This window comes from Agriterribacter sp. (assembly GCF_035497235.1).
GTDB lineage: Bacteria > Bacteroidota > Bacteroidia > Chitinophagales > Chitinophagaceae > Agriterribacter.
In genome coordinates, this window is record NZ_DATJEB010000050.1 from 48,281 (window position 1) to 64,830 (window position 16,550).

The following is a 16,550-nucleotide window of genomic DNA, read 5'->3' on the forward strand; positions in this document are numbered from 1 at the left end:
AATCATGGGAATTGGACCGGGAAACAGTATACTTTGTTTACCAGATCATGGATATTACAGGCTGCCAGGGAATATCTTTTATATCTGACGTGGTGGTTTCCATAACACTGGTCTTTGCATTGCTTTCACAGGGATGCGGTTGCTGAACAGGCACGCATTGTGTACCTGCCGATACATTTTTGGCAATAACGATTACCAATGCCAGCAGTGTGAGCAGCATGGTAATGCGCTGTACTTTGGTTTGATATTGCGTTGTCATAACTGATTTTAAATTTTAAATCTCAAATTACACGAGTATGTTCTCCGTAACCGTTTGACCGTCTAACATGCGTATGATACGATGACTGTACCTTGAATCGTGCTCGGAGTGGGTTACCATAACAATAGTAGTACCCTGTTCATTCAGGTCGGTAAGCATTTGCATTACTTCATTGCCATTGCTTGAGTCGAGATTACCCGTAGGCTCATCCGCCAAAATGAGCTTGGGGTTATTAACCACTGCTCTTGCAACGGCTACACGTTGCTGTTGCCCACCGGATAATTGCTGGGGGTAGTGGTTACGCCTGTGCATGATCTGTACCTTATCTAATACCGCCTCTACTCTTTTTTTGCGATCAGCGGTTTTTACACCGGTATATATTAATGGTAACTCCACATTTTCAAAAACGGTGAGCTCATCAATAAGGTTAAAGCTTTGAAATACGAAACCAATATTATGCTTGCGCAGGTCGGCGCGTTTGCGTTCATTAAAATGGGCTACCTCAATACCATTGAATAAAAAACTACCTGCATCAGGATCATCCAGCATCCCCAGGATATTTAACAGGGTTGATTTTCCGCAGCCTGAAGGGCCCATTACCGCCACAAACTCGCCTTCTTTTACTTCAAATGAAAGTTTATTCAGCGCAACCGTTTCTACTTCTTCTGTGCGGTATATTTTTTCTAATTCGGAGATTTTGATCATTGTATTTGGTTTATGCCATGAGCTTTCAGCTATGAGCCATGAGCTTGTTTAGCGTTTTATATTTTATTAAATTTATATTTTAATTTTAAAATTTAATTTATGCGTGATTTCTTAACACTTGAAATCTGGAAAAGGAGCCATCTACTTACTTTGAAAATTTATAAGATCACTAAAAACTTCCCTAAAGAAGAATTATTTGGATTAACCAGTCAAATGCGCCGTTCTGCTTATTCAATCCCTACGAATATCGCTGAAGGTTGTGGCAGAAACTCAAATCCCCAATTTGCCAATTTCCTTCAGATTGCTACGGGTTCTTGTTCCGAAATTCAATATCAACTAATGCTTAGCAAAGAACTTTTATACATAACTGAAGAACTTTTTATTAAACTTCATAAAGAGGCGGTTGAAATCAGAAAAATGATTTTTAAATATTGTGAAAAACTGTAAAAAAACAATCGGCTTTGACTATTGTTAGCTGACGGCTCATGGCTGACTGCTGACAGCTAATCATTATTTCAACACCAACTCCTGCATGGTTCCATAATTTTCGTAGCTGCTGGTTACTACTTTATCGCCCGGTTGTAATCCCTGCAACACTTCATAGTAATCCTGGTTTTGATTGCCCAACTGTATATCTACTTTATACGCTTTTTTACCATCTGCGGATACTTTAAATACCCAGTTGCCACCTGTTTGCTGGTAAAATCCGCCACGAGCCAGCAGTAAAGATTTTCTTTCATCACTTAGTGCCAGCAGGGTTTGCAGGGTTTGACCGCGCCTTATGCCTTTGGGTACTTTATCTACAAATTCCATGTCTACCTGGAAGCGGCCGTTGGTTACCTGTGTAAATACTTTTTTAATTTCCAACTGGTAGGTAGTGTCTGCAAAGGTGAAACGGCCTCTCTGACCCGGGTATATTCTTGAAATATAATGTTCATCAACATCCACCCGTACTTTAAAACCGCTCAGTACATCTATCTGCCCCAATCTTTCTCCTTTATTTTTATTCTGGCCAATCTCCGCGTCTAATGAAGTCAGTTGCCCGTCAACCGGTGCACGCACAATAAGATCGCCTACCTTTTTTTGCATAATGTTGAGCGCCTGCTGCGAACCGGCATAGGATTGTTTATCCTGCGTAGCCTGTTGTAAACGCGATAAAGAGTCGCGGTATAATATTTGTTTTGTTAATTTTTCTTTTTGCAGGTAATAATTATAACTGATCTCCGATTGCTCAAACTCCTGGGAGCCGATAACTTTTTGTTCAAAAAGCTTTTTGTTTAAATTGTATAGCCTTTCCGCTTCTTTCAACTGGCTTTCCACATCCGCCATCTGGTTCAGTTTGCTTACTGTATTTTGCTGTGCCGCATTATTGTTGATCTGCATTTGCGTTAGTGTATTGTAAACGGTATTCTGCTGACTCATCAGGTTCATTAAAAGGTCGGTATTGGAAAGCCGTAAAATAGGTTCTCCCTTTTTCATAACAGCGCCGTCTTCCACGTATTTTTCTTCTACGCGTCCGCCTTCCTGCGCGTCAAGATAAATACTCGTTACCGGAAGCACCACACCATTTACAGGAATCGTTTCCTGGAAAATGCCTTCTTTTACTTCGCTTATGGTAATCCTTTCCGTATCTACATTTAATTTTGAATTACCGGAAGTGGAATAATAACTCGCGGCAATCAATGCAACGATGCCCGCTATACCGGCTATAGTGAGTACCCGTTTTGTATTCCATTTCTTTTTTGCAATAGCTCTGTCCATTCTTTTTAATTTTTCGGGCAATTTCCCGGGCGTTTTAAAAGTTATCCGGGTTTAAAACCTGGTCATAAAAAAATCATCGCAGGGGAAAACATTCATCTTATAAGTGAATGTTGTGCCAGAATAAAAGTACATTGATTATCAATAATTTGTAACCTATTATTTTGTTTCTTCGTACGTTAGCGATACAACAGGTGTTCGTTTTTGATACAGCCATTTCATTCCCGGTAATATAAAACATGATAGATGCAATGCGGCATGAAGACATTTAGAGGGCCCTATCACCTGCAACCAGCTTAGCCAACTACAAAGGAAATTGATATTATATAGGAAAGCCCCATCACTTCCAGTCAGCATTAGCTGACTGCCTTAAAAGTGATACTGTGTGGCTTTAGCCACATTCATGCCAGGCTGCAATAAGGAAAGAAAACAGGTAGAAACGCCATCGCCTGCAGCCGGCTTCAGCCATCTGTTTCATTAAGATGGTGATTTTTTATTAACATTAATTAACGTTCACTTATTTACCGGTGGTGAATGTTTCAACTTCAAATTGTATTAGTTTCGCAAGCAATGAGAAACTTATATTTATATGTTATTGTCTTCTCCGGCTTCTTCGCCTGTTCCGAAAAAAAAGAGGAAGCTGCAGCTCAACCCAAAGAGAGAAGCCGTACCGTTATTGCCGATGCTTTTATTGTAAAAACCATTCCGCTTAGCGAAAACATTGAAGTAGCCGGCTCATTAATGCCCGCCGAAGGCACCGACATTCGCCCGGAAATTACGGGCCGACTGGTGAGCATTAATTTTAAAGAAGGGAGTTTCGTGAGGAAGGGAACTTTATTAGCCAAATTGTTTGACGATGATTTGCAGGCCCAGCTTAAAAAGCTTGAGGTGCAGTTGGAGATCAATGAAAAAACGGTAGAGCGGTATAAAGAATTATTAAAAATTCAGGGTATTAGCCAGCAGGATGTTGACCTGAGTGAATTGCAGGTGAATAACAATAAGGCCGATATTGAATTAGTGAAAGTAGCTATTACTAAAACCGAGATAAGAGCTCCTTTTGATGGCAGGATAGGATTGAGGAATACCAGCCTGGGCGCTTATGTTTCCCCCGCCGATATCATTGCCACGATTCGCCAGGTAGATCAACTGAAATTAGCGTTTACCGTTCCCGAAAAATACAGTACGAACTTTGTACCTGGTAAAAAAATAAGCTTTAGCATAGATGGTGTGCGGCAAAGATTTGAAGCCACGGTACTGGCAAGCGAATATTTTATTGACGCCAATACCCGCAGTCTGAATATAAAAGCGATAGTAAAAGATAAACACGCTTCTCTTATACCGGGCGCATTTGCGAAAGTAGCGTTAGACCTGGCCAAAGATAATAACGCTGTAATTATACCTACACAGGCTGTAATACCGCTTAGCCGCGGCAAGCAGGTAATTGTGTACAGGAACGGCGGTCCGCATTTTTTGCCTGTTACTACGGGTATCAGGGATTCGGTGTATGTGCAGGTGATTGCTGGCGTAAACATAGGAGATACGGTGCTGGTTTCCGGGCTGATGGCAGTTAAACCCAATTCTCAAATACAACTCAGCAAAATACAATAATGAATATTTCCGAAATAAGCCTGAGACGCCCGGTACTGGCAACGGTTGCCAGCGTTTTAATTGTTGTGTTTGGAATCATTGGTTTTACATTCCTGGGGGTAAGGGATTATCCGGCTATTGATCCCCCCGTTATTAATGTGCGCACCACTTATTCGGGCGCCAATGCAGACATCATAGAATCGCAGATCACAGAGCCCTTAGAAAAATCCATTAATGGCATTGCCGGTATTAAGAACATGACTTCCTCAAGCAGCCAGGGCACAAGTAATATTACAGTTGAATTTGACCTGGGTGTTGACCTGGAAGCTGCCGCCAACGATGTAAGAGATAAAACTTCACAGGCGCAACGCCGCCTGCCGCAGGACTTAGATGCCCCATCGGTGGTTTCCAAAGCCGATGCCAGCTCAGACGCTATTATTTCAATGACGGTACAAAGCAGCACACGCAACCAACTGGAAATTACGGAATATGCTACCAATGTGCTGCAGGAAAGGTTACAAACTATTCCGGGCGTAAGCAGCCTGCAAATATGGGGCGAAAAGAAGTATGCCATGCGTATATGGTTCGAACCTTCTAAATTGAATGCTTATGGCCTTACTTTCCAGGATGTGCAGGAGGCGCTTTTAAAAGAAAATGTGGAACTGCCTTCGGGAAAAATCGCGGGTTATAATACGGAGCTGACCGTGCGCACTTTTGGCCGCCTGTCTTCAGAAGAAGAATTCAATAATATTATTATAAAAAACTTCGGCGGCAGTATCATCCGGTTAAAGGATATTGGGGAAGCGGTGCTGGGACCGGAAAATGAAGAAACCATTTTAAAGCTCAATGGCGTGCCTATGATAGCGCTGGCTATTATACCCTTGCCCGGATCCAATTATGTTGCTATATCTGAAGAGTTTTACAAGCGCTTTGAACAGTTAAAGAAAGAAGTGCCTGAAGATATCAAGCTCGACATCGTGCTGGATCAGAGTGTATTCATCCAGCGCTCCATATCGGAAGTGGAAGAAACGCTTTTTATAGCCATTACGCTGGTTATACTGATCATTTACTTTTTCTTCCGCGACTGGTTAATGGCTATCCGCCCGTTAATAGATATCCCCGTTTCACTGATCGCCGCGTTCTTTATCATGTATCTTGCCGGGTTTACCATCAATGTGCTGAGCCTCCTGGGTATTGTACTGGCTACCGGTTTGGTGGTAGATGACGGCATTGTGGTAACGGAGAATATTTATAAAAAAATGGAAGCAGGAATGAATAAATGGCAGGCGGCGAAGGAGGGCTCCAAAGAAATATATTTTGCCGTTATTTCCACATCCATTACACTCGCCGTTATCTTTTTACCTATCATTTTCCTGGAAGGATTTGTGGGCAGGCTTTTCCGCGAATTTGGTATTGTAGTGGCAGGCGCAGTGCTGGTATCGGCTTTTGTATCACTAACCCTTACCGCTGTACTTAATGTAAAACTTGCGCACAAAAAGCATACGCATAGCTGGTTTTACAGGGTAACCGAACCCTTCTTCAATGGTATGGAAACCGGCTACCACCGTTTGCTGGAATTATTTATGAAGGTAAAGTGGCTGGCGCTGATCATTATTGTGGTTTGCGGAGGATTGATATGGGGGATAGGCAGAACACTCAAATCGGAATTAGCGCCTATGGAAGACCGCAGCCAGTTTCGCCTGCAGGTAACCATGCCCGAGGGTTCCTCTTTTGAATATACCGACCGGTTTATAGGAGATCTTACCAATTTAATTATGGATTCGGTTCCGGAGTTTAAAACCGTATTAACGGTAACGGCGCCGGGTTTTTCAGGCACAGGTTCTGTTAATACCGGGTTTGTGAGAACGATGCTTGTTGATCCGGATCAGCGGTCGCGTTCGCAGCAGGAAATAGTAGATATGATAAGCAGGAATCTCCCGAAGTTTACGGAAGGAAGGGCTTTTCCTATACAGGAGCAAACCATAGCGGTTAACCGCAGGGGAGGGCTGCCCGTTCAGTTTGTAATACAAAACAACAACTTTGAAAAGCTCACGGAAATCATCCCTAAATTCATGGATGAAGCCAATAAAAACCCCGCTTTCCAGGGGGTGGATATTGACCTGAAGTTCAATAAGCCCGAACTTGCGGTTATAGTTGACCGTTTGAAAGCGAGCGATCTTGGCGTTAGTATTGACGCCATTTCCGAAGCGCTCCAACTGGCTTACAGTAACCGGCGGCTGGGGTATTTTACAAAGGAAGGTAAGCAGTATGAAGTAATAGGGCAGGTGCCGCGGGATGACAGGAATAAGCCAACCGATCTGAAGAATGTTTACCTGCGCAATCAACGGGGTGAAAATATTTCATTAGATAACCTGGTAACCGTGCGGGAAGGAACCACCCCGCCAACGATTTACCATTTTAACCGGTATAAATCGGCTACCATATCGGCAGGATTAGCTCCTGGCGTGGCCCTGGGCGATGGCATTAAAGCTATGCAGGATATCGCCGATGGAATGTTAGACGATACTTTTGCTACTTCGCTTTCAGGCGCCTCGCGCGATTTTGCCGAAAGTTCCGGCAATACCATGTTCGCTTTTATTCTGGCGCTGGCCCTTATTTTTTTAGTACTGGCAGCGCAGTTCGAAAGTTTTATTGATCCGTTTATTATCATGTTCACTGTGCCGCTCGCTATTGCCGGAGCCGTATTAACCTTATGGTTATTTGACCAGACACTCAATATTTTTTCGCAGATTGGTATGATTATGCTGATAGGCCTGGTAACTAAAAACGGTATCCTGATCGTAGAGTTCGCTAATCAGAAACAAAAAGCGGGACTGTCTAAAGCGCAATCGGTTATTGAAGCGGCGGTAGCCCGTTTAAGACCCATTTTAATGACCAGTCTGGCCATGGCGTTGGGTGCGTTGCCTATCGCTTTGTCTATCGGCGCGGCTTCTACCAGCCGTATACCATTAGGACTTGTAATTGTGGGCGGAATTATATTTTCGCTGATATTAACCCTGTTTGTAATTCCTGCCATGTATAGTTTTCTTTCGGCAAAAAAAGGAGAAAGTCATATTGACGAATATTTTTCAGAAGAAAAAAGAGCCTGACCTGTTATGGAGTGGAAAAAAATCATCAGCATTGTTACAATAGCATGCAGTTTACATATTACGGTAAAGGGGCAGCAAATGATTACACTGCAGGAAGCCATAGCTGCCGGGTTGAACAAGAATTATGATATATTACTGCTCAGCAACGACTCCGTTGCGGCAGCTACTGATCAGCGTTATATTTACGGTGCGTTTTTGCCCAACCTGAATGCAACCGCCGGTACGCTGTGGAGTACTTCTGCCCAAAAGCAAAAATATGATACCCGCGATGACGTGGAAGGCTCCGGTATTAAAACGGACAATATTAATGCCGCCCTGAATTTAAACTGGACCTTATTCGATGGTTTAAAAATGTTTGCTACCAAACGGAAGGTGGAGGAATTGTATAGCCTGGGGAGCATTAACCTTAAAAACCAGGTGGTGAATACTACAGCGGAGATCATCAATAATTATTACCTGATTGTGCGGCAAAAGCAATTGCTGAAAGCCATTGAAGAACAAATGTCAATCAACGAAGAAAGGGTGAAATTGGCCGACAGGAAATTATCAGTGGGGCTGGGCACAAAGCCTGAACTGCTGCAGGCCAAGGTAGATCTGAATGCACAGAAAGCCGCTCACCTGGAGCAGCAAACGACCATGATTCAGTTAAGAGACCAGCTCAACCAGCTTACCGGCATGCAACTGCCGGCAGTATATGAAGTGGCTGATTCCATTCCGCTGGAACTGGACATGAACATATCTGATATTCAAAACCAGATCGAAACTTCTAACCCGACTATTTTACAGGCATTAAAAGGTGCGGATATTGCAAAAATTTCATTGAAAGAAGCTAAAGCTTCGCGCTGGCCTACTGTTTCCTTTGTATCTGCGTATAACTTTACCCGTAATCAGAACCAGAATAATATTAATCCCTTTTCTTCTACATACAGCCGTAATAAAGGATACAATTTTGGCTTTACTGCTACCATCCCTATACTCAATAATTTAAGCGTTAACAGGAATATACGGCAGGCGCAGTTAGATGTGGAATACCAGGATATTGCAGTATCCAAACAAATGAGCCTGGTAAATGTTTGGATTAAAGTGGCATTTAACAGTTATCAATACCAGATCAATGCATTGAGGCTGGAAGAAGAAAATATTGAGCTCGCGAAGGAAAACGTGATGATCGCACTGGAACGTTTTCGCCAGGGCGTATCTACTTTTTTAGAATTGAGAGAAGCGCAAAAAAGCTTAGAAGATGCTTACGACCGCCTGATTGCCGCAAGGTATAACACCAAGCTTTCTGAAACGGAATTGTTGCGGTTGAAAGGGGAGCTGATAAGATAATTTGAGACCTGTTAGATTCGCCGCGCTGCCTTTCCGCCCTGCAAATCTAACAGGTTTCACCATATTTCTTTACAATCAATTTCCGTCTTACAATCTTCGAAATCAAAGCTGTGCTTAATATCTCTTCCTTTAGCAGAAAGTGTATATGCGCCATTCTGTAAGGTATAAATTTCTACTTCTTCGGTATCGGGCGCTATGATCATAAAGTAGGGTATACCCTGCGATTCATAAATGCCGTATTTGGTATGCCGGTCTTTTAACGCCGTGGCGGGAGAAAGGATTTCAGCCACCAGGGCAGGCGGAAAGTCTAAATACTTTTTAGTGACTGCGCCGCAGATGATCAGCATATCCGGCTGTAAAATGGTGTCATCGGCTACGTGGTAATCTACGGGTTGATATACGGCGCATTTTTTGCAGTTTTTGAGCTGCATTCTAAACTCGCTAAGTAAATTTCCTGCAATGCGCTGGTGTTTGGGCACAGGAGACGGGCTCATGGCATAGGGTATGCCGTCAATCAATTCCCACTGACCTTCCCACTGCACATAATCGGCATAGGTATAATGCGGTAATATTTTTACGGAAGAGCTCATAATAAGGATGAGGTTAAAGATACATTATTTACATCAAACCTATTAGGCTTGCTGGCGCTGCATTCCCAGGTTTGCTGCTCATTCCTCTTCTCCCGCATTCTTCATCTGCGACAATACCGCATAAGCGTTTTTAATGATTACTGTTTTGCCCGTTAAATCGCCTGTTTTGCCGGTAACTTCCACCATCCCGTCTTCTTTCATTCCTGTTAGAACGGGTAAAAGATGGAAACTGCTGCTCCCCCTGTCTTCCAGCACAAACTCATCATTGCCATACCGCACCACGGCAGCTTCGGGTACAGCGGTTACTTCCGCGTTGCTCACTTTAATACGGGCATTCAAAAACATACCGGGCAATAATTGTTTGGGTTGTTCTTCAAAATGGCAATGTACAAGCGCGCTGCGGTTGTCATCAACGTTTTTAGTTACCAGTAATACTTCGCACTCATATTCCGTAGACGGGTCATCCACAAAAGTGACCATTACTTTTTGTTTAGGATTTACTTTACTGAGGTCTTTTTCAAATACGGTAAGCACGGCGTGTATATCATCCGGGTTGATCAGTTCAAATAATACTTCCGATGGATTCACGTATTTCCCGATATTCACATTCACTTTTGATACAAATCCTTTAATGGGTGAATAGAGGGGAACGCTCCTGGAAATGGTGCTTTCGGTAAGTTTGTCCGGGGTAATGCCAATCAGCTTCAGTTTTTCACTGTATCCTTTTACCAGCACTTTTTGTGATGCAAACTCCGCCTGCGCCTGCTGGTACACCTTATCGGCATTCACCTTGTTTTCATTCAGCATTTTTTGCCGTTCAAAATCCTTTTCCGTATACTGCAATTTTGCCTGCGCTACCAGGTAATCCTGCTGCAATTGTATCAGGGCCTGGTCTTCCATAATAGCAATTACTTCTCCCTTGTTTACGTGCATACCAGGCAGCAGCTTCGTGTTTTTGAGATAACCGCCTAACGGAAAGCTGATGGAAACAATATTTTGCGGCGGCACATCTACCAGTCCATGTACTTTAAGCTCGCTGTTCAGCGATTTTTTTTGTATAATGCCCGTTTCAATACCCGCGTTTTTAATTTGTTCGGCGGTAAGGGTTACGGTATTTTCCGGTACCGCATGCAGCTTTTCTTCTGTTTGCTTTTTTGAAGCGCAGGCTGTCATCAGTGCCAGCAATGAAATGATATATAAATAACGCATAAGTTTTATTTTCCGGTTAAGTATTCTAATTCAATGATTGTTTGATTGTACTGATGCACCGCGTCCATATAGTTTAACCGAATGGATACCGCGTTGTTCATCAGTGTTGTCCATTCTAAATAGCTGATCTCCCCGTTTTCAAAGCTCAGCTTTGCGGTTTGTATAATCAGCTCAGCCTGCTGCAACCCGGTGTTTTCATAATACTGCAGGTTGTTCTGCTCTTTTTGGTATGCCGTTGTAAGCTGCTGCAGGTTATGCTTTATTAATTGTTCCGTAGCCTTTGTATTAATGCCTGCCACTTCTTCCTGTATCCTGCCTGCCTTAATCCTCGCTTTTGCAGCGCCGTTAAATAAAGGAATACCCACGGTAAGGCTGGCAATATGAAAACGGTTACTGCCGCTGTAATATTTTTGATTAATGCCATCGGCGCTATGGTAGCCGATAATGGACTGGTTGCTGTAGCCAACAGCAAAATCGGGCGACAGCTTTGCTTTTTCAACACCGGTTTGTGCCGTTGCTATTTGTTCCTGCAATTGGCTATACTGCATTTGCGGGTGAGCGGTAACGCTGGTACTGTCTGCCAAAATAATGCTTTCCATTTTTAAGGAGGTATACGCCGGAAGCAAAAGCGCATCGGTATGGAGCAGCCATTGCAGTTGTTGCTGCAATATCAGTATGTCGGTGTTTAACTGTCTTTGCTGTAATTGCAACTGCTGCAACTGTGCGTCTGCCGTGGTTTTTTCCAGTACATTGCTTTCCCCTGCCTTCAGGCGCAGGTCTGCCGATTGCTGAAAGCGGCTGTATACCGAATCTAAGCGCTGTAATAACTGCTTTCTTTCCTGTCCGTCAACCAGCGCATAAAACACCAGTTTAATCTCCCGTTGCAGTTCCGCCTGTTTCCAGTTAGCCAATTGCTCCTGCGCGGTTTGCCGGCTTTTATACAATTGCTGCTGCCGGCGGTATACTACCGGCAGGTTAAAGCCCTGGCTTACAAAAAAGCGGGTATCATTCTGTATGCCGTTAATGCCGCCATATTCACCTCCCAACTGGGTTTTGCCGGGGTCAAAAACGCCGGATTGTAATTGTTTCCAGTAACCCGTTTCTTTTTTCACCGATTGCAAATTCAGGTTTTGCTCACTTCCCATTTTCAGCATTTCATTTAGCGCTACCCTTTGCTGACCTTGTGCAGAACCACATAGCAGCAAAAACAATATAACAGTTGCTGCGGGCTTGACGTTCCTTTTTTTCATTCCTCCTTTTTCAAACCAGCGGTATAAAACCGGCAGCACAACTAAGGTAAGCAGGGTAGCGGTAACCAGCCCGCCAATTACAACGGTGGCCAACGGCCGCTGCACTTCAGCGCCGGCTCCATGGCTTAAAGCCATTGGCATAAAACCCAGTGAGGCCACGCTGGCCGTCATTAGTACGGGGCGCAGCCTTATTTGTGTTCCTTCCATAATAATTTGTTGAATGTCCTGTAGTCCTGTTTGCTTTAACCGGTTAAATTCTGCTATCAGCACAATGCCATTTAATACCGCCACGCCAAACAAAGCAATAAAGCCTACTCCCGCTGAAATGCTGAAAGGCATATCCCTGGCCCATAAGGCCAGGATACCGCCAATAGCCGATAAAGGAATGGCGGAAAAAATAAGCAGGCCATACTTCAGGGATCCAAAAGCGAAATACAAGAGCGCCAGTATCAGCAGTAAGGCCACAGGCACGGCAATAGATAAGCGCTGCGTGGCTTCCACCAGGTTTTCAAATTGTCCTCCGTATTTTACAAAATAACCGGCCGGGAATTTTATTTGCTGGTCCACTTTTTTACTCAGCTCATTTACTACCGATTCCACATCCCTTCCTCTTACATTAAAGCCAACAATAATTCTCCGTTGCGCGTTTTCACGCTGTATCTGGTTAGGCCCTTCTTTTATTTCAACCGTAGCCACCTGGTACAGCGGCACCTGCAGTCCGCCAGGGGTGGGGATCAGCAATTGCTGAACATCGGAAACATCATTACGTTCTTCATCCTGCAATCGCACCACAAGGTCGTAGCGCCGTTCACCTTCATAAATTATTCCCGCTGTTTCACCGGCAAAAGCAGTACGTATTACCTGGTTTACATCTGCCACATTCAATTGGTAATGTGCCATTGACGCCCGGTTATATTTTATTACAATCTGGGGCAAACCCGTTACGGTCTCTATATAAATATCTTTGGCTCCTTCTACAGTAGACACCATATTTCCCATTTGATTGGCATAGGCCGAAAGGCTGTCTAAATCCTCGCCAAAAATTTTACATACAATGTCCTGCCTGGCGCCCGATATCAGTTCATTAAAACGCATCTGCACGGGATATTGAAAACCGTTGGTCATGCCCGGTATTTCTTCCAGCGCCTTGCTCATTTTATTCGCCAGTTCATCAAAGGATGTAGCGGAGGTCCATTCTTTTTTGGCTTTTAACGTGATTATAATATCCGTCATTTCCAGCGGCATGGGGTCGGTAGGTATTTCACTGGAACCAATACGCGTTACAATCTTTTCTACTTCCGGGAAACGGTTTTGTAAAATAGCTGCGGCCTTCTGTGTTTGCTTAATGGTTTCGGTTAATGAACTGCCAGCAAGCAGGCGGGCGTCTACGGCAAAATCGCCTTCTTCCAGCTTGGGAATAAATTCGCCCCCCAGCCGGCTCATGATAAAAGCTGCTATAACAAATAATACGATGGCAAAACCCACCACCACTTTCGGAAAAACCAGCGCTTTTTTCAATAAAGGCTGGTACCAGCCCTGCAACACTTTCATCATCTTATCGGCCCAGGTATCTTTATGCTTCAATTTTTTGCTTAAAAACAGCGATGACATCATGGGTACATAGGTAAGCGAAAGTAAAAAGGCGCCGATCAATGCAAAAGAAACCGTTTGTGCCATGGGACGGAACATCTTTCCTTCAATGCCTGTAAGTGAAAGAATAGGTAAATACACAATAAGGATAATGATTTGCCCAAACACCGCGGCGTTCATCATCTTTCCTGCGGAAGACTCCACTTCATCATTCAACTGCGATTGGGTAATGCGGGTAAATTGTTTACTCTGCGAAAGCCGGTGCAATACCGCTTCCACAATAATAACCGCCCCATCTACAATTAACCCAAAATCCAGTGCGCCAAGGCTCATAAGGTTGCCCGATACGCCAAAGAGGTTCATTAAAATAACGGCAAAGAGCATAGACAACGGAATAACCGATGCCACAATCAAGCCTGCCCTGAAATTGCCCAAAAACAAAACCAGCACAAAAATAACGATCAGGGCACCCTCAAACAGGTTGGTTTTTACCGTACCAATGGCATTATCCACCATTTTGGTACGGTCGTAAAAAGATTCCAGTATAATATCTTCCGGCAAGGTTTTCCGGATTTGTTCTATTCTTATTTTTACATCTTTTATTACCTGCGATGCATTGGCGCCCTTCAACATCAGTACCACAGCTCCGGCTACTTCTCCTTCGTCTTTATAGGTCATGGCGCCGTACCGTATGGCATGTCCAATACGCACTTCCGCCACATCCTTCATATACACGGGGATGCCCGATGTGGTATGCTTTACAAATATTTTTTCCAGTTCCCCGGTAGTGGTTGCCAATCCTTCTGTACGAATAAACAATGCTGCCGGGCCTTTTTCTATATAAGCGCCGCCGGAGTTCTGGTTGTTCTTTTCCAACGCGGTAAATACATCGGCAATAGTAATATTCATGCTCTTCAGGTGATCGGGCTGCACGGCTATTTCATATTGCTTCAAATAACCGCCAAAGCTGCTTACATCGGCCACGCCGGGTGTTCCCAGCAATTGCTTTCTTACTATCCAGTCCTGAATGGAGCGCAGCTCAGCCAGGTTGTACTTCCCTTCATAGCCTTTTTTGGGCCGCAGTACATATTGATAAATTTCGCCAATACCTGTGGTGGCCGGCGCCAGTTCGGGGTTGCCTGCGCTGGATGGTATTTGCTCCCGCACCAGGTTCAGTCTTTCGCCTACCTGCTGGCGGGCCCAGTACAAATCCGTTTCATCGCTGAACACCACAGTAACCACCGACAAACCAAACCTTGAAATGGAACGCATTTCTTTTATGCCGGGAATATTGGCATTAGCCTGCTCCAGCGGAAAAGTAATCAGTCTTTCTACCTCCGGTGCAGCTAAAGAAGGCGATACGGTAATGATCTGCACCTGGTTGCTGGTAATGTCCGGCAGGGCGTCAATAGGTAAATTTCTCAGGTCTATAGTACCCCACACTATGAGCGCCAGGGTAAATAAACCTACGATCAGCTTGTTCCTTACGGAAAAGCGAATAATAGCATTTAACATGTAAAATAATTTGGCCTGTAAATAAATAGTTAGTCTGTATTACTCAGACCTGGCGCGGCGGCTGAAAAATATCAAATGAAGAAAACTGGGGCTTATTCGTTTCATTATAACAATAAAATACAGCCGGTACTTCAACAGGCGGATCAATTTCAAATGTAACCGGTTCGTATATGCAAACCGTAGTATTCAGCATGTGGCAATCCATACTGCGGAAAGGCAATTGCTGATCCTGCTTAAAGTCATCAGTAACTATAACGGGGCCCAGGTAATGTATTTTAATAAATACACTAAAGCTCATGCCGGGATCTCCCGAACAGTGCTGCTCAAAATGCTGCATTAAATAAGGGATACGCAGCAACTGGTGGCATTCTGTAAATGCCAGGATATGTAAAGAGAGCAGCAATATGCCGGTAAACCGTTTCACGGCAGCAAGTTACGAAACCGGTTTAATATTTCCGGTAGCTCATTCCATGATTTTCAACATTATCTCTTATGATTGTTGACAATGCTGAAAATTGCAGAGAGGCAAATGCCATCATCCGTGTAACAGTTTTTTTATAAATGTAAAGCAGCTACTGCCATGTTTACCTTGAAATGAGGTATTTTATACCACGAATGTGTATTTGTGTATTCGTGACAATATCTTTGATAGTTTAGGCTTAACTTAACACTACCTGTCAAGATGATAATATTTTACCACAGCTTCATAGTCGGAATAATCTACAGGAGGTGCTGCCAAACGTTGGCCTTCCGCACCGGGGAGAATGACATAGCGGAACGAATATTCGGGAACAGTAGTGTCAAAAATGCCTGGCGGCACTGCTCCTGCCGCATCGGTTCTTTGAAAGTAATAATAGATTCTTAATTTTCCGGTTTCATAAGCAAATTTTATATTGGTTAAATAACCTGTAGAAAAAGAACCGATAGAGAAGGGTAACAGGGTATACTGGGTGGAAGTAGAAGCGAGCCCGTCAGGTACTTTTAAATATACCAATACGGTTTCGGAGTTAAAAATCTTTTGAGTGATTTTGGGGATATTGACTGTGGCCACTTTAGCTGAAATTCCCAGAGCCGACCGCCTCCTGTTTCTACGCTCCAATAGCCATTTGCGTAATCTGCATTTACCAGTTTGAAGCTATCAGATACATTAACTGAATTCCCGGGCGCCCCGTCTGCACCCGGTGCTCCGTCCAGGCCGGGATCGCCTTTCTTGGAGCAGGATTGCATTACAAAGAAGACACAGGATAAGAGTAATAAAGAATAATGGGCAGCGATTCAGCGAGTAAATACTATCCTTATCCATCAGGGGTTTCAGAGCGGTACTAAAAAATATTCTTCGGACTAATTCGTGTGGGATTGGCGGGTAGAGATAAAAAGGGGTACATTCCAAATTGTCGCATTGCTTTGCTTCATGTGGGCGGTGAAGACACCAGCCGGCGACAATTTGGAATGCATCCATAAAAAGCCCTTGCGGGCTATTGTAATACTTTTAAAGTATATTTGTTACCCATATTTTTCGGAGAAAGCCCGCATTTAATGGTAAACAGGCGGGCTTTTCCGTGCTGTGAAAATAGGCGGTTTATATTGGGTAACAGGCACAATTATTCAAATACAGCAAAGAATGTTGAACCGCCGCAGCAGGCTATCG

The 16,550-nt window shown here is 43.8% G+C and carries 12 protein-coding genes; 4 read left to right on the top strand and 8 right to left on the bottom strand.

The window, feature by feature from the left end; translation table 11 throughout:
• Positions 1–37: 37 nt before the first annotated feature.
• Positions 38–259, bottom strand: a complete 222-nt coding sequence (locus VL121_RS17140; protein ID WP_325407616.1) for a hypothetical protein — start codon at positions 257–259, stop codon at positions 38–40.
• 27 nt (positions 260–286) lie between these two features.
• Positions 287–964, bottom strand: coding sequence for an ABC transporter ATP-binding protein (locus VL121_RS17145; RefSeq protein ID WP_325407618.1), 678 nt, complete (start codon positions 962–964; stop codon positions 287–289).
• Positions 965–1,063: 99 nt separating this feature from the next.
• On the opposite strand from VL121_RS17145, the gene VL121_RS17150 reads away from it, so the two are divergent.
• On the top strand, positions 1,064–1,411 hold the full coding sequence (locus VL121_RS17150) for a four helix bundle protein (RefSeq protein WP_325407620.1): 348 nt from the start codon (positions 1,064–1,066) through the stop codon (positions 1,409–1,411).
• A gap of 63 nt (positions 1,412–1,474) precedes the next feature.
• On the opposite strand, the gene VL121_RS17155 is transcribed toward VL121_RS17150, so the two are convergent.
• On the bottom strand, positions 1,475–2,725 hold the full coding sequence (locus VL121_RS17155; RefSeq protein ID WP_325407622.1) for an efflux RND transporter periplasmic adaptor subunit: 1,251 nt from the start codon (positions 2,723–2,725) through the stop codon (positions 1,475–1,477).
• A 567-nt stretch (positions 2,726–3,292) separates the two neighbouring features.
• Between VL121_RS17155 and VL121_RS17160 the strand changes: the two genes are divergently transcribed.
• The 3 genes from VL121_RS17160 to VL121_RS17170 are packed head-to-tail and all read left to right on the top strand — an operon-like array spanning position 3,293 to position 8,748.
• On the top strand, positions 3,293–4,330 hold the full coding sequence (locus VL121_RS17160) for an efflux RND transporter periplasmic adaptor subunit (RefSeq protein WP_325407624.1): 1,038 nt from the start codon (positions 3,293–3,295) through the stop codon (positions 4,328–4,330).
• The gene (locus VL121_RS17165) at positions 4,330–7,419 is read left to right on the top strand and encodes an efflux RND transporter permease subunit (RefSeq protein ID WP_325407626.1); all 3,090 of its coding nucleotides are present in this window, start codon (positions 4,330–4,332) and stop codon (positions 7,417–7,419) included. Before VL121_RS17160 ends, VL121_RS17165 begins: the two co-directional genes overlap by 1 nt.
• Positions 7,420–7,425: 6 nt before the next feature.
• Positions 7,426–8,748: a TolC family protein gene (locus VL121_RS17170; protein ID WP_325407628.1), complete on the top strand. Its 1,323-nt coding sequence runs from the start codon at positions 7,426–7,428 to the stop codon at positions 8,746–8,748.
• 56 nt (positions 8,749–8,804) lie between these two features.
• On the opposite strand, the gene VL121_RS17175 is transcribed toward VL121_RS17170, so the two are convergent.
• The 5 genes from VL121_RS17175 to VL121_RS17195 form a co-directional block, all read right to left on the bottom strand.
• Positions 8,805–9,338, bottom strand: coding sequence for a Uma2 family endonuclease (locus VL121_RS17175; RefSeq protein ID WP_325407630.1), 534 nt, complete (start codon positions 9,336–9,338; stop codon positions 8,805–8,807).
• Positions 9,339–9,416: 78 nt separating this feature from the next.
• Positions 9,417–10,547, bottom strand: coding sequence for an efflux RND transporter periplasmic adaptor subunit (locus VL121_RS17180; RefSeq protein ID WP_325407632.1), 1,131 nt, complete (start codon positions 10,545–10,547; stop codon positions 9,417–9,419).
• A gap of 5 nt (positions 10,548–10,552) precedes the next feature.
• Entirely contained in the window at positions 10,553–14,902 is a 4,350-nt protein-coding gene (locus tag VL121_RS17185) for a CusA/CzcA family heavy metal efflux RND transporter (RefSeq protein WP_325407634.1), read from the bottom strand.
• A 43-nt stretch (positions 14,903–14,945) separates the two neighbouring features.
• Complete coding sequence (locus VL121_RS17190) at positions 14,946–15,326, bottom strand: hypothetical protein (protein ID WP_325407636.1); 381 nt, start codon at positions 15,324–15,326, stop codon at positions 14,946–14,948.
• Positions 15,327–15,572: 246 nt separating this feature from the next.
• The gene (locus VL121_RS17195) at positions 15,573–15,953 is read right to left on the bottom strand and encodes a hypothetical protein (RefSeq protein WP_325407638.1); all 381 of its coding nucleotides are present in this window, start codon (positions 15,951–15,953) and stop codon (positions 15,573–15,575) included.
• Between the last annotated feature and the right edge of the window lie 597 nt (positions 15,954–16,550).